This is a genomic window from Lactobacillus sp. WILCCON 0149 (assembly GCF_057197965.1).
Window position 1 is genome coordinate 1,959,661 of sequence record NZ_JBUBHO010000001.1, and the last position, 22,757, is coordinate 1,982,417.

Here is a 22,757-nt window from a genome sequence, read left to right on the forward strand (position 1 = left end):
CTTCCTAATGTCTGTTTTTGTACTTATACTAATATACTCTAAAGGGCAAAAAAAATCACTAACATTTTCAAGAAATGTTAGTGCAAAAATTCGTATTTTTACTCTGCATCGCTTTCGTCATCAAATTCCAGCAGGATGTTCTTGGTCAAAACATCAGTGTAGCTGTATGATGCGTGTTCAAAATTATTACTGTCCTGGTCCAGAGCCACTACGAACACGGCAGGAAACGTGTTCTTCAAAACGCCGCGGCGTCTGGTTACCTTCTTGCGGCCCGCTTGGGCAACGATTGTCAGCTCTTCGCCTAGGTGGGCATCTAACTTCTGCTTAATGTCTTGAATATTGATTGGCAATTATGACACTCCTTTATCAGAATATTGTAACATAATTTCCTATTCAAATCAAGATTGAATTATTTATTCAGTTCCGCTACCGCCTGGCTGATTCTGATGAAGTCGCCGATGGCCAGTTGTTCCGGCCGCTGCCGCGGGTCCAGATCCAGGTCAGCCAGCAGCTTTTCCCGGTCTTCCTTGTCCGGAACCAAAGCCTTCAAGTTGTTGGCCAGGGTCTTGCGCCGCTGGGCAAAACAGAGCTTAACCACCCGGTTGAACTGCTTGCGGTCGCCAACGTCTGCCGGATTTTCCAGCGGCGTTAAAACAACCACAGCTGAGTCAACCTTTGGCTGGGGCATGAAGGAAGCATGCCCTACTTCCAAGGCCAGGTCCACGCTCATTTGAGTCTGCACGGCAATGGACAAGGGGCCATAGGCCTTAGAGCCCGGCTGGGCAGCCAGGCGCTCAGCGACTTCTTTTTGCATCATCAAGGTCAGGCTGGTGAAGTCCAGGCTGGATTCCAGCAGGTTGAAAATAATCGGCGTGGTGATGTAGTAAGGCAGGTTGGCCACGACTTTGACGGGCTTGCTTAAGTCAAAAAATCCCGCCAGATCATTTGCAAAGTCTGCCTTCAAAACATCCTTCATGATCAGCTTGAAGCGCTGGTCCAGGTCTTCGCCGTCCACCTTTTCCGGCAGTTCGTTAGCCAGGATTTCCGGCAGGCTCTGGTCGACTTCATAAGCCGCCACCTTGCCCCCGGCTAAAAGCAGCTGTTCAGTCAAAGAGCCGATCCCCGGGCCGACTTCTACTACCTGGTCGCCGGGCTCAATCCCAGCGGCCCTAACGATCCCCTGGACAGCATCCAGGTCAACCAGGAAGTTCTGGCCCAGGTTCTTCTTGGCGTGCACAAAGTAACGGTTGACGATGGCCGCCGTCCTTACCGGACTAGCGATTGGAATTCTGTTGGTCATTTTCCGCCTCCTCTACTGCCTGCTTGAGTTCAGCTAAGCTGATGCCAAAAGTCCGCAGGCGCTGGTAAAAACGCTTGGAATTGGCATAGCCGATCCCCAGCTTGATCCCGACTGCCTCCCGCAATTGACGGGACTGGCGGCCCATAGCCAGGCCCAAGTCGACATAGTCGCCGTAGTCAAAGTCAGCCTTTTCCGCTTGGACCTCGCGCAAATCGCTCAAGGCCCGCTCTAAAGCTTCCTTTGACGCGTGCTCTACCCCCAGACTGCCCTGTTTCTTAGGCTCGCCTTCCTTGCGGGTAATAAAGGCCTGCTTGGCCGTTGGCACGGCTTCGGTCACTATCCGGCGGATCCGCTCGCCGTTGACGTCAGGATCGGTAAAAACGATAATCTCGCGGCTTTGGGCCAGCTTCTTCAGCTTGGCCAGGACCGCATCAGAAACGGCCGAGCCATTCGTCTCGACCGTCTCAATTCCTGGAAAAAACTGCTTTAAGCGAATCGTATCGTCCTTGCCTTCCACGACAACGACGGCGTTAAAATTCTTCTGCATTTAATCCGTAAATCCTCATTGTATTAGCATAAGTTGCCTCAGCTACTTCGGCCAGGTCCAGCCCCTTCAAGTCCGCGACCGCCTGGGCGACGTAGCGGACATAGCCAGGCTCGTTTTGCCGGCCCCGGTAAGGCACCGGGGTCAAAAATGGCGCGTCAGTTTCAACCAAAAGTCGGTCCAGGGGAACCATCTTGGCTGACTCATGCACTTCAGTAGCCTTCTTGAAGGAAACGACCCCGGAGAAAGAAAAGTTCACGTTCAAGTCCAGGAACTTTTCCGTCCATTCCGGGCCTCCGTTGTAGCTGTGCAAAACCGCCCCGTATTCCAAATTGGCTTCTCGCAAGATCTTCCAGCAGTCTTCAAAGGCATCCCTGGTGTGGATGTTTACCGGCAATTTCAAAGCGTGGGCAACTTCAATCTGCCGGGCAAAAACTTCCCTTTGCACATCCCGGGGCGACTCGTCCCAGTAGTAGTCCAGGCCGATTTCCCCAATGGCAACTACCTGGCCGCTTTTAGCCTGCTCAACCAGCAAGTCTTCGGCTGCCTGGTCATAGTCCTTAGCCACGTCCGGGCAGTAGCCGATGATAGCCCTGACATTGGCAAAGCGCTTGGCTAATTCCAGGGCGCCCAGGTTCATTTCTGGGTCCTGGCCCACGCAGTTCATCCCAACCACGTCCAAATCCTTTGCCTTTTGAATGTACTCGGCTTCTTTTCCGGCAAAAGGTTTGTCGTTTAAGTGGGTATGGTTGTCGTAGATCTTCATTAGCCCAGTTCAGCCCCCACCGGGTGTTCATCGCCGACCAGGGCCAGCTTGACATCACCGTCAGCTTCACTGGACAAGAGCATGCCCTGGCTTTCATGGCCCAGCATCTTGCGCGGCTTCAGGTTGGTTACGGCCAGAACCTTCTTGCCCAAAAGGATGCTTTCATCCGGGTAGAACTTGCGGATCCCGCTCAAGATCTGCCGCTCGCCGGTCTTGCCGAAGTCCAGCTTGAACAGCAAGAGCTTGCTTGACCCTTGAACTGGTTCAACGGACAGGATCTTGCCGACCTGGATCTTGACCTTGTCAAAATCATCGATCGTGATCTGCTTTTCTTCCTGCTTTTGTTCTCTTCTTGACTGCTTCTTTGGCTTGGCCTTCTTCATTTCTTCCTTGATGTAGGCCACTTCTTCATCATTCTTCAAGCGTGGGAAGATTGGGGTTGGCTTGGCAACGACGTTCACATCCCAGGCAAAGCCGCCGAACTTCAAGTCCTTTTGGCTTTCGTCTTCCCAGTCCAGGCCCAGCTGGCTGAACATCTTGGCTGGAGTTTCAGTCATGACTGGAGCGATCATGATGGCGACCAGACGGAGGCTTTCAGCCAGGTTGCTCATGACTCTGGAAAGTTCTTCAGTCTTGCCTTCCTTGTTCAAAACCCATGGGGTAGTTTCATCGATGTACTTGTTGGCCCGGGAAATCAGCTGCCAGACGTTTTCCAAAGCGTTGGAGAAGTGCATCTTGTCCATGTTGTCGTAGTAGTCGCTGATCGCCTTGGCGGCAACGGCAGCCAGGTCTTTGCCGTACTTGTCCTGTTCCTGGTCAACTGGGGCAACCAGGCCCTTTTGGTACTGGTTGATCATGGAAACAGTCCGGTTCAAAAGGTTGCCCAGGTCGTTGGCCAGGTCAAAGTTGGTCCGTTCAACGAAGTCTTCTGGAGTAAAGGAACCGTCAGCCCCAAACGGGATAGCCCGCATCAAGTAGTAGCGGACCGGGTCCAGGCCGTAGCGAGAAATCAAGGATTCCGGATAAACGGCATTACCCTTGGACTTGGACATCTTGTCCTTGTAGATCAAGACCCAGCCGTGGCCGAAGACCTGCTTAGGCAGTGGCAAGTCCAGGGCCATCAGCATGATTGGCCAGTAAATAGTGTGGAAACGGACGATTTCCTTGCCAACCAGGTGGACGTCAGCTGGCCAGTACTTCTTGAAGAGGGAGTCGTCTTCTGACCCGTAGCCCAAGGCAGTGATATAGTTGGCCAAGGCGTCGATCCAAACGTAAACAACGTGCTTCGGGTCGCTTGGCACCGGGATCCCCCAGTCAACCGTGGTCCGGGTAACTGACAAGTCTTCCAGACCAGGCTTGATGAAGTTGTTCACCATTTCCTTTTCCCGGGAGTTTGGCTGGATGAATTCCGGGTGGTCCTTGTAGTACTGGAGAAGCCGGTCAGCGTACTTGCTCATCTTGAAGAAGTAGGATGGTTCCTTAACCAATTGAACTTCGTGGCCAGATGGGGCGATCCCGCCGACAACGTTGCCTTTGTCGTCTCTGAAGACTTCCTTAAGCTGGGATTCAGTGAAGTATTCTTCATCTTCAACTGAGTACCAGCCGGTGTATTCACCCAGGTAGATGTCGCCTGAGGCCTTCAGCTTTTCAAAAATCTTCTGGACAGCCTTGACGTGTTCTTCATCAGTGGTCCGGATGAACTTGTCGTAGTTGATGTCCAGCTTCTTCCACAGTTCCTTGATGTCCTTGACCATGCCGTCCAGGTAGGCCTTAGGCTTCATGCCCAGCTTTTCAGCCTTTTGTTCGATCTTCAGGCCGTGTTCGTCAGTCCCGGTCAAGAAGAAGGTGTCATAGCCGCGGGACTTCTTGTAGCGGGCCATGGTGTCCGCTGCTACCGTCGTGTAGGCGTTGCCGATGGTCAAACGGCCAGACGGATAGTAGATTGGCGTGGTAATGTAAAAAGTTTTCTTGTTATCTGCCATAGTGCTTGATCTCCTCAAAAATTCTATACTCTCTATCATACAACAAAAAGCCTTACCTTATAAAGCGGATCGGCGATTTAACGGGCTTTGGGGCAAAAAAGAACGGCCTTTTTACTAAAGAGCTACTAATTAGTAACAAGTAATATAGAACTATATCGAAAAATATAGCTTAATGTGCTTGCGAAAGAAAATCAATTCTATCTTAATAGAAGTTAAGTGTGTTGCGCCTATGATTTTAATCAAAAGATGCAACACATATTTTCGACTCTTTTTCAAACATATGTTTGGAAAAGAGCTGGGATACGTGCTAAAATATGCTTGTCGAAAAGAGGTGAAGACAAATGGCAACCAAAAGGACTCACGTATATCGTTTATATCCAGATGCTACTATGGCTCACGTCTTGGACCAGTGGTGTGACTATCGCCGTTATTGCTACAATAAGGCCCTAGAACTTTGGAATTCTACCTATTCGGAATATCGTATGCTGGTTAGTCCAGAGATTCTGGCGGAATTCAAGAAGCCAAAAGAAGAACGGCAATTTACTGAAGAGCAGGAGCTGTTTATTTCCAATTACTACCCAACCGCAGCACTGATTCAGAAAAAGCTTACGGCAAGCAAACAGTCATGGGAAAGGCAGATTTCTTCGCGTATCCTGCAGCAAGCATGTGCTGACTTGGGCAAATCGTTCAAGAAGTTTGCCAAAGATAAGGCACTCAAAGTAAAAAATGGTGCCGGGCACCCCGTTTTTCAATCTAAGAAAGCCAAACGTCAAGGCTTTAAGTTGAATCAAGGCGTGGTGCTCGCGAAGGAAGGCAACCACGGAAAGCTGACCTTGCCTGTCCCAGCACCTTATAAGGGTGAGTGGCATAGCATAAGATTTTCTGAAATCCCCAAAAATACCGAATTTGGGACGATAAGCTTTTACCGTGAACACGGCCATTACTACATGGCGGTTCCTTACAAGTATGAGACGCCACCATACATTCACAAGCATACGGGTAAGAAGACAGGAATTGACGTCAATGTCAGCCATTTCAATGATGCAGAAGGAGAACACTATTTTCTGCACAAAGGAAACAATGGCGCCGTCAAGCTGGCAAGAGTCTATGAGAACATCAAGCACCAGCAGCGGATTCTGGCAAGAAAGCTGGAAGAAAATGGCCAGATTGCCGGGAAGCGTTCAAAAAGCTATCAAAAAGCGAGAATCAAGCTTCAGAAGCTTTACGAGCGTGCTCACCGCATGCAGGATGACGCGATGCACAAGTACACGACTCACCTTGTCAGAGAATATGATGCAATCTGCATTGAGGATCTGGACGTCAAGGGCATGCTTATGAGCCATGTCGCTTCAAAAGGCGTGCACCGTGCACTGTTTGGACGCTTTCGCAGCTATCTTGAATACAAGTGCAAGTCAGCCGGGGTCAAATTGGTGATTGCCAACCGCTTTTATCCAAGCACCCAGCGCTGTGCAGTCTGTGGCAACATCAAGAAAAATGACGAAAAGATCACCCTTTCTGGCAATAAGAAGCACGGCACCAAGCACAATGAATACGTGTGCTACAACAAAAAATGCCCGAACTACAACAAAGTTGTAGATCGGGACATGAACGCGATGATGAATCTTACTTTTTTGATTGATCATCCAAGATACAATAAAGCATTGTAAAAAATCAAAGGATCCGCAAGGATCCATGCGGGCAGGCTAATGGCCGGAATGCCATCTGTTACTTGAACAGTTGCGTAAGTGGCTGTTTCGGTGCAGATGGCTCACCGGACGGGAAGCCGATAAGTTGTTTTGGCAGCGAATCGGTTTCTACGACCGCGCATGCAATTCCTCAAATGGAAGAACATGCGAGAAGCGAGTTCAGAACTCGTGAGACAGTTCGGTTGCTCATCTTCGGATAAAGGCATTGTCTGCGGCTTCGGCCGTACAGGTGATGTGAGCATATCGAGTGCAGAGATCGCCCACGCTGTCAATGCGAAAGCTTGGCAGTGAACGCTCGTGAGAGAAATGGAAGCCTACAGAGGCTTATATTATGTGCTGGGTATGTTCCAGCCAGGCATGTCGGCGTCGGAAGTAAAGATATCGATGATGCGATAGTCGCAAAATTGAATATCTTGACCATAATGTGAACCAGCCGGTATCAAGCGCACATTCTTCCACATTTCTTATAGCACCGTTCTTTTTTCAGTTAAATCAGGAATTTTTCCTTCTTCATGTAGAAGTGCTTGACGACTGTCGTCAAAAGCAGGTAGCAAACCAAGAGGCCAGCCACAATCCACAGGAATTCTTCGTTCAATTGGCCAAACTTCATGGCCCCGGCCAATTTTGAAAATGGCAGAACCGTGCCGAAGATGGCAGCCCCAAAGGTAGCCAGCATGACTGGGCTGGAAGCCCGTTGCTGGATGAATGGCAGGCGTTCGTCGCGCAGAGCGTGGATGACCATTTCCTGGGTCCAGAGGGATTCCACGAACCAGCCAGTGTGGAAGATGGTCATGAAGGCCAGCTGCCCTGCCGGTCCTAAGGAAGCGTAGCTGCCGCCGGTCAAAGCCGGGCAGATTACAAAGAAGAGGACGGCAAAGGTGATGACGTCAAAAATTGATGATGCCGGTCCAAAGTAGAACATGAACTTCGGCATGTTCTTGGTTGACCATTCCCGCGGCACATGCAGGTAGTCTTCAGACACGCTGTCAAATGGCAGAGCCAGGCAGCTGGTCCCGTAGAGCAGGTCCAAAATCAAGAGCTGCAGCGGCAGCATTGGCAAGAATGGCAGGAAGATCGAGGCGACCATGATGGACAAGATGTTCCCGAAGTTGGAAGACAGGGTGATCTTGATGTACTTCATGGTGTTGGTCAAGGTCTTGCGGCCGATGCGGACGGCATGCTCCAAAACACCCAAGTCCTTTTGCAAGAGGATGATGTCAGCTGATTCCTTGGCCACGTCGACAGCCGAGTCAACAGAGATGGAGACGTCCGCCTGCTTCATGGCCGGGGCATCGTTGATCCCGTCACCCATGTAGCCGACCGTGTGGCCATTCTTTTGCAAAGTAGCGATGATCTTGGTCTTCCATTCCGGTGACAGCTTGACGAAGATATCGCATTCTTCAACGATCTTGGCCAGTTCTTCATCACTCTTGCCGATCAAGTCCTTTTGCCCGTAAACCGTGTCGATGTTAAGGCCAACCTTCAAGGCCACGGCCCGGGTAACAGCTTCGTTGTCCCCAGTCAAAATCTTAACGGTAATGCCGTCCCGGTTGAGGCTGGCCAGGGCATTTTTGGCGCTTTCCTTCGGCGGATCAAGGAAGGTCAGGAAGCCGATTACGATCAAGTCGCTTTCATCTTCTACCGTGAATTCACCGACTGGAGACGGGTCAACCTTGTAGGCCAAGACGATAACCCGCATCCCGTCGCTGTTCAAGTCGTCGATGTCTTTAAAAATCTGCTTTTTTCTTTCTTCAGTCAAAGGCAGGGTCTGGCCGCCGATTTCCACCTGGCTGGATACTGCCAGCATTTCTTCGGCCGCCCCCTTGGTAACCAGGAGGTGCTCGCCGTGCTTTTGGTCAGAGTTGGCAACCACCACGCTCATCCGCCGGCGCTGGAAGTCAAAAGGAATTTCATCGATCTTGTGGTAGTCCCGCTGGATTTCGCTGGTATCCAGGTCGTCGTCAGCCACGTCGATGACTGCCTGGTCGATCAAGTCCTTCATCCCGGTCTGGTAGTAAGAGTTTAGGTAGGCCATCTTCAAAACCCGGTCAGTTTCCCGCATTTCCAGGTTGTAGTGCTTTTCCAGGATGACCTGGCCCTGGGTCAAGGTCCCGGTCTTGTCGGTGCAGAGAATGTCAGCTGAACCGAAGTTCTGGATGGAGTTCATCTTCTTGACGATGGTCTGGTGCTTGCTCATTTCCACGCTGCCCTTGACCAGGTTGGTGGTCACGATGACCGGCAGCATTTCCGGCGTCAGCCCCACCGCCGTAGCGATGGCGAAGATCAAGGCATCAGTCCAGTTGCCCTTGGTCAAGCCGTTAACGATGAAGACCAAGGGCGCGATGATGGCCGTCATGGTCAAAAGCAGCTTGGAGATGTTCTTGATCCCGGTGTCAAAAGTCGTCTCCTTCATTTCAGTGTCGGCGATTTGGGCCGCCATCTTGCCGAACATGGTGTGGCCGCCAGTGGCGAAGACCACCCCGCGGCCTGAGCCGGAAACGATAGTCGTACCTTCAAACAGGATGTTTGGGTAGTCCAGGTAGTTTTCCATCTTGTCCGGAGTTGGGACGAAGTTGGCGTTCTTTTCTGTTGGCGTTGATTCCCCGTTCAAGGAACTGGCTGAACAGAACAGGTCGGTACTGGACAAAAGCTTCATGTCAGCTGGAACCATGTCCCCGGCTGAGACGTTGATGATGTCGCCGACCACCACGTCCTTGGTCGGGATTTCCTGGTCCTTGCCGTCCCGGCGCACGTTAGTCGTGACTGAGACCATCTTCAAAAGGGACTGGACGGCGTTGGAAGTGCGGACGTTCTGGACAAAGGAAGTAATCCCGGAAACCAGCACCATGACCACCATGATGATGACGGTGCTGAGGTCCTTTTCACTTTGCGGGACGAAGATGTAGTTGGTAAACAAGGACATCGTCGCCAAGATGAGCAGGACCAGGGTGAACGGGGTCAGGAAAGCTTCGGCCAGAAAGTGCAGCTTGCTGGCTTGGTTGTTGCTCGCGATCTCGTTGGTCCCGGTCTTTTCCCGGACATTGGCTGCTTCTTCAGTGCTGAGGCCGTTGCTGTTGGTATGCAGCTGGGCCAAGGTCACGCTCCGCTTTTCCAGGGCAATTCTTGCAACCCGCTTTGCGTCTTCGCTGGCAGCTTTGTTCATTGTCTTGTTGAGCATAATAGTTCTCCCCTCTATGACAACTTCGCAAACGAACAAAAAAGTCCCCCTTACAAACCGTAAGGGGGACCTTGCCAAATAAGGCCACGCTATTGACTAATCGCTCAGCTTTAACACTACGTGACGTAAGCACATGCTAGCTACCTGGAAAGTGCCTTATTTCGACAATTTCTATTTAACCCGTTGGCATCTCTGGATGTTTCTGGGCGATAGCGTGTGTTCACGTAGGAGTCTCACCTAACAGTTCATTTGCTCTCTTTTCAACTTTACATAAAAGACTATACACGCTTAAAGCAAGCTTGTAAACCACTTTTGTGTAAAATTTACCTTGTTATTTAGTTTTTTCTGTGAAAAAGTCTTACTTTCTTGCCTGCCGTCTTATCGTATAGCGGAGGAAAATGATCACGGCCACGATCAAGACCAGCAAGGCGCACATGATCGGAACCCTGAGGTCGGCCGGCTTGATCACTCGGTTCACTTCTTCGCTGGACAGGTCAAGGGAGTCCTTTTTAAAGCCAAGGCTCTGGTCAATCAAGGTCACAGAAATCTTGAAGAGCTCCTGCACCCCTTCATTGAAGGCGATCGGGTCATCAGCCGTGATCTTGGAAGCCGTGTGGCTGAGGATATTGGACCGGACCTGGGCCGTGAACTGACTGTGCAGGTCGCTGCTGCTGTAAAGGTAGGCCTTCTTGGTCCCGTCTTTTTGCACGTTGATCACGATATAGAGGGTTCTGGTCGCCTTGCTCAGGCCATCTGGCTGGGTCTTTTTGGCATCCTGCAGGGTCTCGACGATCACGATCGGGTGCTGGTCAGACTTTTGGTACTTGGCATTCTTTTGGTCAACCATTTTCCGGGTATCGGAATTGATGATGCCGGCATTGTCCTGGACGAAAAAGCTGCTGGCCCCGGTTACCAGGGGAAAAAGGCAGACTAAGGCCAGGAGCCAGGCCAGCCTAGTCGCTGCCGTCTTCAAGTTTGTGTGCCAGTTCTTCGACGAATTGGCGGTCAAGCTTAATTTGTTCATAAGGTACTCCACTATCACGCAGCAGCTGAATGGCCAAAGGACTGTCGTGATAATCATAGTAATAGTTGATCTTGGTCACCCCGGCCTGCAGCAGGTGCTTGGTGCAGTTGTAGCACGGGAAGTGGGTCACGTAGATTTCCGTGTTGTCGGTTGAGACCCCGTTTTTCGCGCAGGAAATCAGACTGTTCATCTCAGAGTGAATCGTTCGCACGCAGTGGCCGTCGACCAGCTGGTGGCCCACGTCATCGCAGTGGTCCTGGCCGGAAACTGACCCGTTGTAGCCGGTGCTGAGGATCCGCTTGTCCTTGACCAGGACGCTGCCGACCAGGGCCCGGTCACAGGTTGACCGCTGGGCGATGACCAGGGCCTGCATCATAAAGTACTGTTTCCAGGGAATTCGCTTGCGCGTCATATTAGCCTCGGTTCTTGAAGTAGTTGAAGCCGATCGCGTCACGGACTTCCTGCAGGGTCTGGTCAGCCACCTGGTTGGCCTTTTGTGACCCTTGGTAGAGCATGTCGTAAACGGCATCCAGGTTTTCAGCGTACTTTTGCCGGCGTTCTCTGATTGGAGCCAGTTCAGCTTCCAGGACCTTGTTTAAGTAGCGCTTGATCTTGACGTCACCTAACCCGCCCTTTTGGTAGTCTTCCTTAAGTTGGGCAACGGTGTCCTTGTCCGGGTCAAAAACGTCCAGGTAAGTGAAGACGGTGTTGCCTTCAACCTGGCCTGGGTCTTCCACGTGGATGTGGTTAGGGTCGGTGTACATGGACATAACCTTCTTCTTGACCGTTTCCGCGTCATCAGACAGGTAGATGCAGTTGCCCAGGGACTTGGACATCTTGGCGTTGCCGTCCAAGCCTGGCAGGCGGCCCTGGCCCTTAGGCGGGAAGTAGCCCTTTGGTTCAACTAAGACGTCGACATTGTAGGTCCGGTTGAAGCTGCGGACGATTTCCCGGGTTTGTTCCAACATTGGCTCCTGGTCATCGCCAACTGGTACCAAAGTAGCCTTGAAGGCAGTGATGTCAGCGGCTTGGGCAACCGGGTAGGTCAAGAAGCCGACTGGCAGGGAGTCGCCAAAGCCCTTTTGCTTGATTTCAGCTTTGACAGTTGGGTTTCTTTCCAGCCGGGACAGGGTTACCAGGTCCATGTAGTCAGTAGTCAGTTCAAACAGGGCCGGGATTTGGGACTGGACAAAGATGGTAGACTTTTCCGGGTCCAGGCCAACAGCCAGGTAGTCCAGGGCAACTTCGATCAAGGAGTTGCGGATCTTTTCAGGGTTACGGGCGTTGTCAGTCAAAGCCTGGGTGTCGGCAATCATAATGTAGGAATCATACTTGCCAGTGTTTTGGAGCTTGACCCGGTTCTTCAAGGAGCCGATGTAGTGTCCGATGTGCAGCTTGCCGGTTGGGCGGTCGCCAGTCAAAATAATTTCTTTCGTCATTTTTCGCTTTCCTTTACTAGTACTAGTTTCTTGTTAATTCAATTTATTTCAGCGTTATTATTATCATTCTAGCAAAAATAACAAATAGATTAAACCACTCCCGCCGGGCCGGAAGAATCTTTTTGAAAAAAGTTTCCAAAAAGACTGTCAATAACTTGGGATAATGTCCCGTAAAATTTAAATTATTAGCGGGGAATTTTCCCCGCTATTTTTATGTGAATCTGTGATACTTGTGCGCTTTTTCCTGCTGCTCAATGAACGAAGCCCGCTTCCAAGGATGGGACATCGGTGGAATATACTTTTTCCGCGGTTTCTTCTTCTTGGTCTCAAAGTCGAGATCCGGAGAGACCTTGGCATTCTTCGGAATCTCGGTTAAAGCATACACTTTCTCGTCAACGGTGACCAACAACTGGCCATCTAACGCTTGGATAACCAGGCATTTAGTGCCTTTGGCAAAGCAAATAAGCTTGTTTGAGGCATCTGTGGCTTGATAATAGTGATTCTTGTAGGAGATAGCCGAGCCGCTGTCAAACGTGCGTGGAGATAGTACTGCCAGCGTGTAGTTGATCTTCTCGCCATCAGGGCTGTCGTCGAAAGCTGATTCAAATTTGCCTACATCTTGTCCAAACTTCTCGTTGAATTTTGGCACAAAAACCTCCCGGAGATACTTGTTGGCATCTTCGATTGTAGTAATATTGTGAAGCCTCAGTTCGGGCTTCAAACGGCTCTGTACGGTCTGATTCGCCCGTTCTACCATGCCTTTGGCCTGTGAGACGCTAGTGGTTACGATATCTGTTCCGAGGGTCTTGCAGGCATAACCAAATTGCGTAAGTACATCTTTGTGCTCTGCCTTGGTCTTAGCCGTCTCGTAGTTGAAAACAGTCCGATTATCGGTCTTGAATCTAAGAGGGATACCGTAATCCACGAGAATCTGCTCATAGACGTGGTAGTATGCATTCAGAGTCTCCTGCCAGTCGAAGTAGGCGCCGACCAGGTTACCTGTGGCGTTGTCTATGGCTAGGTGCAGGTGAGCCTTCTTATCGCCAAACCAGAGCAGGGAAGAGGCATCCATTTGAATTTCCTCACCGAAGTACTTACAGCGCTCGTGGCGAGGATGTGCGTCTTCCAAGGCTACCTGGTGGTCGATAACCTCTTCGGAAACTTTGGTTGTCTGCTTTGGGTGATCCCGGTACCACTTCTTTTTGGCCATTTTCCGCTTAGTTTGCCTCCAAGGCTTTGGCGAAAGGATGTAATTGTCCTTAAGCAGGTTATAGACCTTGGTGTAAGAAACAGAGATGTGCTCGATTTCTTCAAGTAGCTCAACGAAGTGAGTCAAGTTGCAGTCTTGATATTTGGTGCGATATAGAGTTACAATTTGTTTGTTAATTTCTGTGGTGAGACAATTAACAGGTAAGCGACCGGCGTTCCCATGAACAAAGGCCGCTTTTCCTTTGCTTCGATACTGGTTGATTCTTCTGTTCAGCTGTCTGACAGAGATCCCCAAGATAAGGGCAGCTCTTTTCTTGTTTCCGCCATGATCAACCAGCTCTTTGATGATTCTGTATTGTTCTTCGTACTTCATAGTTAACCTAACTTTCTTCATTGTCCGTAACCTCCGATATATGGAGATTATCTCAGACATTTACCTTTTTGGGACATTTTTCTCTGTTAATACTTAAGACATTATCACTTGTTAAACACACTTTTTGAAAAAAGTTTCCAAAAAGACTTGGCGAAAGTTTTTTTACATGCTATACTTAAAACATCTTGCGGGTATAGTTTAATGGTAGAACGCTAGCTTCCCAAGCTGGAGATGAGGGTTCGATTCACTCTATCCGCTTTTTTATACCATAAATTAGCAAAGAAATAAGCGAGGCCACACGGCCCCGCTTATTTTTTACTCTCTTCAGTTAAACGGCGATGGTCACAACCGTCAAGACCCCGTTTAAGGCTGCCAGGTAAAGGGGCAGCCAGATGGTCTGGGTGCTGAGGTAGCTCCAGGCGAAAAGCATGCCAAAGGCAAAGTTGAAGGCAAAGATTGCTGGAGTGAACTGGAAGGTCAAGATGGCGTAAAAGAGGCCAGAGCAGATTATGCCGGCGTAAGCCACGCCCTTTTTCTCAGTCCTGAACCAGTAGTTGAACAAGAAACCCGTGCAGAGGTACTCTTCCAGGATCGGCAGGACCACCCCATTGGCCAGCATCATGAACCAGTATAAGGCACTGGTGGAATGAGAGGCGTAAGTCAGCTGCAGACCAGAAGCCGGGAAGCCCTTGTAGAGCTGCAGGTAGGAGATCCCGATCCGGCCGGCGGCAACTATGAAGCTTAAGAGCAAGGTGAAGTTGAAGCTGCTCAGCCAGGGGATGTTGAAGCGTGAGTCGAAGAAGCGCTGTTCACGGTTGTAGCGGTAAATGTAAAAAAGCAGGCACATGGCCGCCAGAACCAGGAACAGGATCACGTTCCAGATGCTGATAGACGGGCTCTTGATGGCTAGGTTGTCGGCCAGGGCCGTGAAAACAAAAACTACAAAATAAACGAGATAACGGACAAGGTTACCTTCGCGTGATCGTGGCGTATTCATCTTATTCCACTCACTCCTCCGTGAAACATTTGTAATTATCTTATTATACCAAAGAAATTGGGCCCTTTTTGGCCTTTGTATGAATATTTTTGGTTACTTTTGCCTTACAATGTTTCATGCTTTTTACGTGGAGGGATGAAAAAAGTGCCGCTAAAGCCGGGTGTTTAGGCTTTAGCAGCACTTTGCTTATGATTGTATCTGAATTTAGTCAGATGCTATGATATATTTTTTCTTGTAGTAGACTTTTATATCCAGCAAAAAATTATTGAAAGTGCTGTATTAAATAATTAAGATCCGACTCCTGTATCTTTTCACCTTTGATTAAAAGACGATAAAGTTCAGCAATTCTTTTAGGCAGTTGACACTGCTCAGATTCAGATACATATTCTTTTATTTGCCAGTATGTTGAATCACTATTTATTTTACTCGTATAGTTTAAATATGACTGTGGAAAAACAATGTAATATAAGAATTTTCCTAAGCTATACAGGTCTAACTGCTTTTTACCAATTGCCACTTCTGGGTCAAAAAAGCCATAAGTACCTGCAGAATTAAGAGTTAGGCCAGCAAAACTGGAAAGTCCAGAAAGAGAGATTGCATACCCAAAGTCGATAATTTTTATAGTATGATTTGGACATAAAATCACATTACTAAAGGATAAGTCTCTGAAGATTATCAGATTATCATTTAATACATAGATCCCTCTTAAAACATTTCTAAAAATCTCAAGACGTTCTGGCAATGAATATGAGCCAAGTTTCCCACTTTTCGCTAACTCATCAAGATTACAGCCCGAAGCGTACTCCGTAACAACAAAGAAAGCATCGTTCACGTAAAAAGCATCTACTACTGTTTCAAAGAAGTTACTGTTTCGCACAAAATCCTTTTCTAGCAAACTACTGGCGCTTATCAACCGATCTCGTTCATCAATTCCGGCACACTCAACATTATAGTATTTCTCTGCATACCTAATAATTACCTTCACCTTAGTTTGTAAATCAAGTGCTAAAAATACTCCTGAAGGACCGTTTTGCTTTATTACCTTTAAGATAAGATATCTAGTGGGTAGACTATTGTAACGCTCGAGACGATAATCATAAATTCTTTCCACGTTTGAGCTAGGTTTTAATTTTTTATCTCTTTTGTCAATATTCTCAACATCATCAAGCAAAGTTCCATATCTATAATAGACATTAAGGCCTTGTTTATATGAAGTATCTGAGCCCACTCGAATTCCCACATCATCATGAAAATAATAATATAGAAGTTCTAGAGTCTCTGTTACTGCACTTTGATCTGGATATATTGTTATAAATTTGCCAACTTGACTATTCCCAAAATAGCCCATATTTATTTGCTCTAAATACGGTATGGAAGAAATAATTTTAAAATCAAAATGATACTTTTGGTTAAGAGTTAAAAATTTTCGAGCAATTTGGATAGCATTCGTTAGGATAGCACTAATATGAATTTTCCATCCGTAGTTACTCTTTATATGGTGCGGATAATTAGGAAAGGCCCATATACTATCTTCATACCTAGCGACTGAGTATTCTTTGAGCAACAATTCAAATTGAATTGCAATATCTTCTTTATTCATGGCCAAAATTTTTCTTCCTTAGATTGAAGCTGAGCCAACAAGTACATTCCATCTAAATAGCGAACAACTAAATAATTTACTACTGCTTTCTCAAAATTAGCTTGCTTTAATTTTCTAGCTATTTCCGAAATACTATATCTGTTCTCGACAGAGAGTTTATACGACTCAATTATAAACCTTGAATATAAATAATATGATGCTGAACCAATACTGACGTCTTTTTCATTAGTATAGCTTTTAATAAAGCGGCTAAAATATTTTTTTAGTCTCTCATCCGGCGATCTCTTGATATAATCTATTTTTTTAACCTCTTGCAGGATGATTAGTTGGGCATCGTTGGCTGTGGGCTCCAGACAAAGCACCTACTGCTTGACCTGTTGTAAGACCTAAGTCATTTAGTGCCTCTACATCTCTAGCAAGGAGGGTCTTCTTTTCTTGATTTGTTAACTTTGTGGACTTTAAAAATTCCTCTGGATCTGCTAAAAAATTACCAATAGTAATTGGATCACTCTGAAGTTTTTGAATTAATTTTTGGAATTCTATTGACATAAGTATGTCTCCTCTCTAAAATGTGCTTTGCATTAGTTTTTCATGAAGCAACTTTATCATTTATTAAAAACATAATCAATCTAACTTTGCATAAAATCGGTCTAACTTTAAGGAAATAAACAATGATTAGTGCTAATAATTTAAATATTGGTTATAAAGATAAAGTCGTTGTTCACGATTTATCTTTCTACCTAGATAAAGGAATGTTTATCGCTTTAATTGGAGCTAACGGTGCTGGGAAATCCACCTTGATTAACAGCTTGATTGGCGTCATTCCACCAGTGTCAGGTCAAATTTCATGGAAACTGAAAACTGATCGGGTTAATCCTTTCAACGATGTTGGCTTCAGTCCCCAAAGCCAGCTGATCGATTGGTATACCAGTGTCTATGACAATGTGTATCAAGGACCGCTTCTCGCCGGCTTTAAGCCCAAGGAAGCCCAAAAAGCAACCAAGCAGGCCTTAAAACTCTTGGATATTAGTGATTTAAGTGCTAAGCCGGTTGATCATATTTCTGGTGGCCAGCAGCAACGAGTACAAATCGCCAGAGAAATTGCTCGTGAGCCACAAGTCTATATACTAGATGAGCCCACAACCGGGCTCGATGTGGAAACTTCGGAAAACTTATTTACCTACTTAAAGCAAAAAGTTGATGCCGGAAGTATTGTATTAACTTCTTCACATGACTTAACTCTGCTGGAAAGCTACGCGAGTCACGTTCTTTTCTTAGACGATCATGAACAAAAATACTTTGGTCCACTTACTGATTTTTTGGACAGTGGTACGAGTTTGCGAGAAAAATACCTTAACGAACGGAAGGCGATAGAAAAATGAATCCGCAACATTTTAGAAATATATCTTTAGGATTACGGTCGATCAGAATTGTCGCCAACAATGAGTGGCGGGCTTTCGTGCATAATAAAGGCTTGCTCTTATCAATGTTCATGCAACCGCTTATTACTTACGGCTTGTTGGTCATGGCATTGAATCAAAATTTAGCTTCCGTTCACTACGAATCACTAATTTTGCCCTACAAGCAGTATGCATTGACCGGTGTTTTGAGTTTCTTCATGACCACTCAGATGTCGCAAGCGATGTACCGGGCGACAGTTGATAAAGAATATGGTTTACTAGCTATTAAATTTACGAATGGTGTTCAGCCATGGCACTACTTGACTGGAATGAGCTTCTTCCCAATTGCCGGTCTCATATTTCAAAGCGCTGTATTGATTGTTCTTGGACTTGCTACAGGTGGTGTGTACAATTTAGGATTATTGTTACTATCTCTGCTTGTATTAATCATCTCACTTGAGTTCTGGTCCACTTTGGGAATCGTTATTAGCACGCGGATTTCTTCCTATCAGCAACGCGATATCATTATGACCCTAATCTTTTCACCAGTTGCATATGCCGCGCCAACGCTTTATGTCTTCAGCGATAATTCACCACTGATCATTAAAGTGTTGGCCTATATCAATCCGCTATCCTACCAATTAAAGGCACTTAGAACTGTAGCCTTTGGCATATTTGACATTAAAGATTTATTGATTGCTCTAGCACTTACAATTATAATGATTATTTTTGCCCAGATAATTTTACGTAGAATGCCATTAAGTCTGGCTGAAAGATAGTATGCGAAAAATGGTCGAATATATTTTCTGTCGTGACTGTGAGAAAGTCTATTTTTATCTGCATGGAGGTCCTTTTTTTACCCTTAGGAATTGGCAAGAAGACCCTTTCGCAACAATGCTCTACAATGAACAACGGAATTTTATTTTGCTAAACTACCCCATTATTTATGGCAACGGTGGCATTAGTGATTACCAATTTTTAAAAGAGTATTTTTTGAAGTATAAAAGAGAACATCCAAATACAGAAATGATTTTACTAGGAGAAAGCTACGGCGGGTACCTAGCCAGTCTGTTTGCAGCCGAATATATATTCAGAAAAATTATAGCGATAAGTGCGTTTACCAGTATTGATTATCAAGAGTTGTTTTCATCTGAGCGGTCTTGGCTTAAGGACTATCTTTCAGAAAATGCACTTGATTTTTACGCTCTATGTCGGGACAATAAAATAAATACTCAAACTATTTTTATAAACGGCTCTAGAGATTCAAGAGTTCCCTATCAGCAATTTTTAGTGCTACCATTCATGAAGAAATTCAAAGTTAATGTACTACCTGGATTTACTCACAGAGAATGCGGGACGAGGCTTGAATATGTTATCTCGTTAATCAAACAAGAATTGTAACCTAAATTGACATACCCCCAAAATCATATTTCAATTTTGGGGGTATTATTTATGCCTAAACAAACTATAGATAACAGAAAAAAGTGCCGCCAAAGCCGGATATTTAGGCTTTAGCAGCACTTTTCTTTTTCTATTTTAGTCCATAATCGCGCAGCTCATGGCAAAGTAGACCAGGCTCAGGCAGGAACAGAAAATGATGACTGGCCAGACAGCTTTAGCGACGTTTTTTTGCCGGATGCCACTGACAACCAGATAGATCACCAAGCCAAGCAAGGTTAAAAGGCCTAGAGCCACGATTAAGAGGTGGTGCCACAACCAGATAATCGTGCTGTCACCGACAATATGGAAAACACGTTCCCAAAGTGGAAGTCGTGAAGCTTGGTACATACGTAATCATCTTCCTTTCTTTAACGATACCAACAAGTCTTTGGCCAATTCTTGTGTTTTGGGTCACCAGACCACGAGGAGCAATCTTTAACGCCTTTTCCGCGTCTATCAAGCCCATCGCACTTAGTCATTGTCCCTAGATCTGAACAACCATATTTACTCCAATGGTAATAGCAGTCACTTCTATAGAAATCTGTCCAGGATCGCGGATCTGTCTTCTTCCAATATCTATGGTCACTATTCGGCCCATTAAATCTATTACAATGCACATGTGCACCAGTTTTTACTCGATCACCATTATTTTGGCCCGAATATCCACCACCGCTCGAAGGAACAGCGATAAACATGGTTCCTGATCTGACAGAAGACTGACCATTATCCTTATCCATTGAGCCAATCCAAGACTTAAAGTCTATAACTTTTGGTTTAGGCTGTGATGGTAGTCTGATAAAAGAAGTTGTAAACGGTGTTTTTACCGTTGTCCCATCTTTTCTTATATCCTTGTCGTTCGGAAATAATATTTCCACAGTAACCGTATTCCCTTTTTGTATAAAATCAACAAGACTATCTTCTTTGGCTATTTCTTTCATTTCTTTTAAAGTATCTGCAGGAATCGAAGACAACTCATAGTTTGCAACAACCTCTGTGGAGCTATCAGCATTGGTAGCTGCATTCACTGTTTTACAATTAAGTAAAATCTCAATTAATCCAAAGCTAAATAGTAGTATTTTGCTTACCTTTTTTGTAATAGTCATATTACTTCTCCTCCCATAAGTCTATGAAAAAAGATTACTACAGCTAACACTACGCTGTATCATTTGCGACAATTGTAGCACCAATCATGAGCAAAGCGTAGCTCTTTTTTTCACTTTTCGTTCAAAATAAATTAATAAGTGCTGTTGAAGAAGGAATACCAAGCTTCAGCAGCACTTATTTTAATATGATTAAGTTTTCAGTAGATTACTTCAGAACTACGCCATTAGCACCAACTGCAGAGTAGCGGGCCAAGTCCAGTTGCAAGCTAGTAACGGCCTTTGGCAGTTCGTTTTCAGCGAAGTTAGACCGCAATTGAGTGTCCAGGTTAGACGCAATTGAGCGGATTGATTCTGACTTTTCAGCCTTCTTAACAGCTGCTTCAAGTAGCTTGCTCAAAGCCGCGTTTGCCTTGACTGCCGGGTCATTTGCGACAGTTTCCAATTGCTTCTTAAATGCTTCTTCTGCTTCGTTTTCTTTCTTGTTAAAAAACATCGTACAGCCTCTTATAAATGAAAAATCAAACAATTTTTTTCGCTTACATTCTAGCACTGTTTGTAATCAGTGGAAGAGGAAAGTTGATTATTCTTTCAAAAAGCTGCACATCTTTTCATTCCTCTTCCACATCCAGTTAATCCTCCCAGCAATGATATAATAGTAATAAAACTGAAAGGAGCCGTTTTGATGCCTGAATTAGAAAAGATAGTCGAACGCCCCTTGATCACCATCACCAACCTGATCTGGAGCTTTAACAAGGAAACCCACCGGGTTCAGCTGCTTTTAGTCAAGCGCAAGGACGAACCTTTCGTGGACCGCTGGGCCCTGCCGGAAACCCTTCTTCGGGAAAACGAAAGTGCCGACCAGGCTGCCGTGCGCTTGATCAAAGAAAAAATCGGCCTTGACCTGCCGGAATCTTCCACCGAGCAACTGGCCACCTTTACCTCACCCCACCGGACGCCTGGCGAGCGGGCCCTGGCCCTAACCTACATGACCTACCTGCCCGCCATGCCAAACCTGCGGCCCGGTTACGGAGCCAGCGATGTTGCCTGGTTCGCCTTTGAAAATTTCGGCCACAAGTATGAGCTTTTTTCCGCTGACAAGGACCTGACCTTTGAATTAGCGGAAAATTCCCACGCCCTGGCCTTTGACCATGACGAAATCATCGCCGTGGCCATCCAGCGCATCCGCAACAAACTGGACTACCAGCCCAGCATCCTGCAGATCCTTGGCCCCGAATTCACCCTCCGCGAAGCCCGCGAGGTCTACGCCCCCTTCTTCCAGACTACAGTCGATGAGATCGACAACTCCAACTTCCGCAAAACCCACGGCTCCCTCTTTACCGAGCTGGGCGTGCAAAAAAATTACCATAAGAGCGGGCGGCCCCCAAAGATCTATCGCCTTAAAGAAACGCAAAACAATATCCTCTGGGGCAAGGCTAACGACAAGCAAGGCTAACTGCCTTGCTTTTATTTTGCAAAAAGCCACCCTGCCTAAGCAAGGTGGCCTCTAATTCTATTAAAAATAACTAGGAGACGACATGAATCACTTTTGGCAAAGCAGCCTGCTGCTTATCAACTTAATCGCCTTTGCCCTCTACGGCATCGACAAGGCTAAAGCCCGGATGCACGCCTGGCGCATCCCCGAACGGCTGCTGCTTACCTGCTCCCTGCTGGCCCCCGCCGGGTCCGGCCTGGGCATGCTGCTCTTTCACCACAAAGTCCGCAAGTCCTACTTCTATTTAGCAGTCCTTACCGGCTTTATCCTCTGGGCTATTGCTACTTATCTGCTTTTAAAGCTTAGCTAAGGCTCTTAAGCATCTTAAAGGCGGTCTCCGTGCTGTGGGCCTTGAGCTGGTAAACGCTGGACCCTTTGGCCCAGGTGATTACCGTGTTCAAAGAACCCAGGCTTTCACCAACATCAACCTGTACGCTGGACTTTGCCGTCACATCCGGCAGGCCATATTGCTGGTAGAGCGATAGCAGCTTTTGCGCCGTTGGCAGCGGCTTTTGCCCCTCCACATTGCTTGCCCGGACGACAAAGGACCACTGGCCCTGGTTGAACTGCAGATAAGTCGACCCAGCCGCCCCTTCTTCTGTCCCAGTCACGTTACCAGCAATCTTAACTACCGGCAGGCCGGTCTTGGGCTCTTGGTAATTGATTAAGCTGCTGGCGTCAGCCACATTCTTATTTTCCGTTAAAACGGCATATGGCTTTTCACTGGCAATCCGGCTGTCGTTTAAGGCCAGCGGGCTATTTCCGACGCTGTAGTAGACAACATTCTGGCTGCTTGAGCTGGTGTAGCGGATATTCAAGTTGCTGCTGCCCTGGCCTAAGCCGTCAGCCGCGGGCAAAAGCATCCCCGGCAGCTTGACCCTTAATTGACTAGTTAAAGTCCCTATCCGGTTTGTGTCTGTACTTGTACTTTGACTTTGGCTGCTGGAAGCCGCGGACTTAGAACTGGCCTGGCTTGAGGAGGATTTTGCTGAACTAACGGCAGAACTGGCCGCAGATTTAGCCGCCGACTTAGAGCTGGCCTTATTTCCCGCCTTCTTCTCGCTCTTAGCCTGGCTGGATTGACTGGACTGCTGCTCACTTTGACTTTGGCCCGCGCAACCGGCAAGCAAGCTTGTCGCCAGCAGAAGCAGGGCCAAATTTTTCCTGTTCTTCTTCATTTTTTACACTCTTTCTTTATCAATAA

At 47.0% G+C, this 22,757-nt stretch carries 23 protein-coding genes, 1 tRNA gene and 1 riboswitch; of the genes, 7 read left to right on the forward strand and 17 right to left on the reverse strand.

The genetic code is table 11. The features are described 5' to 3' along the window. Positions 1-98: 98 nt before the first annotated feature. The 5 genes from ACYVUV_RS09130 to metG are packed head-to-tail and all read right to left on the reverse strand — an operon-like array spanning position 99 to position 4,592. Positions 99-350, reverse strand: coding sequence for a Veg family protein (locus ACYVUV_RS09130; RefSeq protein ID WP_439775674.1), 252 nt, complete (start codon positions 348-350; stop codon positions 99-101). Positions 351-409: 59 nt separating this feature from the next. Next, entirely contained in the window at positions 410-1,300 is an 891-nt protein-coding gene (gene rsmA / locus ACYVUV_RS09135) for a 16S rRNA (adenine(1518)-N(6)/adenine(1519)-N(6))-dimethyltransferase RsmA (RefSeq protein ID WP_439775675.1), read from the reverse strand. Then, the gene (gene rnmV, locus ACYVUV_RS09140) at positions 1,275-1,847 is read right to left on the reverse strand and encodes a ribonuclease M5 (RefSeq protein WP_484499269.1); all 573 of its coding nucleotides are present in this window, start codon (positions 1,845-1,847) and stop codon (positions 1,275-1,277) included. The genes rsmA and rnmV overlap by 26 nt, the downstream gene beginning before the upstream one ends. Beyond that, complete coding sequence (locus tag ACYVUV_RS09145) at positions 1,831-2,610, reverse strand: TatD family hydrolase (RefSeq protein WP_439774855.1); 780 nt, start codon at positions 2,608-2,610, stop codon at positions 1,831-1,833. The genes rnmV and ACYVUV_RS09145 overlap by 17 nt, the downstream gene beginning before the upstream one ends. Beyond that, positions 2,610-4,592 (reverse strand): methionine--tRNA ligase, encoded by a 1,983-nt coding sequence (gene metG / locus ACYVUV_RS09150; protein WP_439774856.1) that lies wholly within the window; start codon positions 4,590-4,592, stop codon positions 2,610-2,612. The genes ACYVUV_RS09145 and metG overlap by 1 nt, the downstream gene beginning before the upstream one ends. 341 nt (positions 4,593-4,933) lie before the next feature. Between metG and ACYVUV_RS09155 the strand changes: the two genes are divergently transcribed. Next, a complete protein-coding gene (locus ACYVUV_RS09155; RefSeq protein ID WP_484499270.1) occupies positions 4,934-6,259 on the forward strand; it encodes an RNA-guided endonuclease InsQ/TnpB family protein in 1,326 nt (441 codons plus the stop codon). A gap of 526 nt (positions 6,260-6,785) precedes the next feature. Here the strand turns inward: ACYVUV_RS09155 and mgtA are convergent. The 5 genes from mgtA to ACYVUV_RS09180 form a co-directional block, all read right to left on the reverse strand. After that, positions 6,786-9,476: a magnesium-translocating P-type ATPase gene (mgtA, locus tag ACYVUV_RS09160; protein WP_439776245.1), complete on the reverse strand. Its 2,691-nt coding sequence runs from the start codon at positions 9,474-9,476 to the stop codon at positions 6,786-6,788. 88 nt (positions 9,477-9,564) lie between these two features. Beyond that, a riboswitch (M-box (ykoK) riboswitch) is annotated at positions 9,565-9,728 on the reverse strand. A gap of 106 nt (positions 9,729-9,834) precedes the next feature. Further along, entirely contained in the window at positions 9,835-10,449 is a 615-nt protein-coding gene (locus tag ACYVUV_RS09165; RefSeq protein ID WP_439776246.1) for a methanol dehydrogenase, read from the reverse strand. After that, positions 10,430-10,912, reverse strand: coding sequence for a deoxycytidylate deaminase (locus ACYVUV_RS09170; RefSeq protein WP_003616872.1), 483 nt, complete (start codon positions 10,910-10,912; stop codon positions 10,430-10,432). Before ACYVUV_RS09170 ends, ACYVUV_RS09165 begins: the two co-directional genes overlap by 20 nt. 1 nt (position 10,913) lies before the next feature. Then, positions 10,914-11,939, reverse strand: coding sequence for a tryptophan--tRNA ligase (gene trpS / locus ACYVUV_RS09175; RefSeq protein WP_439776244.1), 1,026 nt, complete (start codon positions 11,937-11,939; stop codon positions 10,914-10,916). Between the two features lie 211 nt (positions 11,940-12,150). Then, positions 12,151-13,542: an ISNCY family transposase gene (locus tag ACYVUV_RS09180; protein ID WP_484499051.1), complete on the reverse strand. Its 1,392-nt coding sequence runs from the start codon at positions 13,540-13,542 to the stop codon at positions 12,151-12,153. A gap of 166 nt (positions 13,543-13,708) precedes the next feature. On the opposite strand from ACYVUV_RS09180, the gene ACYVUV_RS09185 reads away from it, so the two are divergent. Further along, positions 13,709-13,779, forward strand: a tRNA-Gly gene (locus ACYVUV_RS09185). Between the two features lie 70 nt (positions 13,780-13,849). Here the strand turns inward: ACYVUV_RS09185 and ACYVUV_RS09190 are convergent. The 3 genes from ACYVUV_RS09190 to ACYVUV_RS09200 form a co-directional block, all read right to left on the reverse strand. Then, positions 13,850-14,518, reverse strand: a complete 669-nt coding sequence (locus ACYVUV_RS09190; protein ID WP_484499271.1) for a CPBP family intramembrane glutamic endopeptidase — start codon at positions 14,516-14,518, stop codon at positions 13,850-13,852. Between the two features lie 262 nt (positions 14,519-14,780). Then, a complete protein-coding gene (locus ACYVUV_RS09195) occupies positions 14,781-16,118 on the reverse strand; it encodes a class III lanthionine synthetase LanKC N-terminal domain-containing protein (protein ID WP_484499272.1) in 1,338 nt (445 codons plus the stop codon). Between the two features lie 303 nt (positions 16,119-16,421). Next, complete coding sequence (locus ACYVUV_RS09200; protein ID WP_439776028.1) at positions 16,422-16,667, reverse strand: arginine deiminase; 246 nt, start codon at positions 16,665-16,667, stop codon at positions 16,422-16,424. A gap of 122 nt (positions 16,668-16,789) precedes the next feature. On the opposite strand from ACYVUV_RS09200, the gene ACYVUV_RS09205 reads away from it, so the two are divergent. The 3 genes from ACYVUV_RS09205 to ACYVUV_RS09215 all read left to right on the forward strand — a co-directional run bounded on the left by ACYVUV_RS09205 (position 16,790) and on the right by ACYVUV_RS09215 (position 18,919). After that, on the forward strand, positions 16,790-17,500 hold the full coding sequence (locus ACYVUV_RS09205; protein ID WP_439776027.1) for a metal ABC transporter ATP-binding protein: 711 nt from the start codon (positions 16,790-16,792) through the stop codon (positions 17,498-17,500). Then, the gene (locus ACYVUV_RS09210; RefSeq protein WP_439776026.1) at positions 17,497-18,297 is read left to right on the forward strand and encodes an ABC transporter permease; all 801 of its coding nucleotides are present in this window, start codon (positions 17,497-17,499) and stop codon (positions 18,295-18,297) included. The genes ACYVUV_RS09205 and ACYVUV_RS09210 overlap by 4 nt, the downstream gene beginning before the upstream one ends. Positions 18,298-18,412: 115 nt before the next feature. Next, the gene (locus ACYVUV_RS09215) at positions 18,413-18,919 is read left to right on the forward strand and encodes an alpha/beta hydrolase family protein (RefSeq protein WP_484499273.1); all 507 of its coding nucleotides are present in this window, start codon (positions 18,413-18,415) and stop codon (positions 18,917-18,919) included. A 135-nt stretch (positions 18,920-19,054) separates the two neighbouring features. Here the strand turns inward: ACYVUV_RS09215 and ACYVUV_RS09220 are convergent, their stop codons facing one another. From ACYVUV_RS09220 to ACYVUV_RS09230, 3 genes are all read right to left on the reverse strand, one after another. Beyond that, positions 19,055-19,306, reverse strand: coding sequence for a hypothetical protein (locus ACYVUV_RS09220; RefSeq protein WP_439776024.1), 252 nt, complete (start codon positions 19,304-19,306; stop codon positions 19,055-19,057). 20 nt (positions 19,307-19,326) lie between these two features. Further along, complete coding sequence (locus ACYVUV_RS09225) at positions 19,327-20,061, reverse strand: hypothetical protein (protein ID WP_439776023.1); 735 nt, start codon at positions 20,059-20,061, stop codon at positions 19,327-19,329. Between the two features lie 205 nt (positions 20,062-20,266). Then, positions 20,267-20,554, reverse strand: coding sequence for a bacteriocin immunity protein (locus tag ACYVUV_RS09230; RefSeq protein ID WP_050952047.1), 288 nt, complete (start codon positions 20,552-20,554; stop codon positions 20,267-20,269). Positions 20,555-20,743: 189 nt separating this feature from the next. Between ACYVUV_RS09230 and ACYVUV_RS09235 the strand changes: the two genes are divergently transcribed. Continuing rightward, a complete protein-coding gene (locus tag ACYVUV_RS09235) occupies positions 20,744-21,514 on the forward strand; it encodes an NUDIX hydrolase (protein ID WP_439776022.1) in 771 nt (256 codons plus the stop codon). Positions 21,515-21,596: 82 nt separating this feature from the next. Beyond that, on the forward strand, positions 21,597-21,863 hold the full coding sequence (locus ACYVUV_RS09240) for a DUF1294 domain-containing protein (RefSeq protein WP_439776021.1): 267 nt from the start codon (positions 21,597-21,599) through the stop codon (positions 21,861-21,863). Here the strand turns inward: ACYVUV_RS09240 and ACYVUV_RS09245 are convergent. Next, positions 21,856-22,731, reverse strand: a complete 876-nt coding sequence (locus ACYVUV_RS09245; protein ID WP_439776020.1) for a hypothetical protein — start codon at positions 22,729-22,731, stop codon at positions 21,856-21,858. The genes ACYVUV_RS09240 and ACYVUV_RS09245 overlap by 8 nt on opposite strands. Positions 22,732-22,757 lie beyond the last annotated feature (26 nt).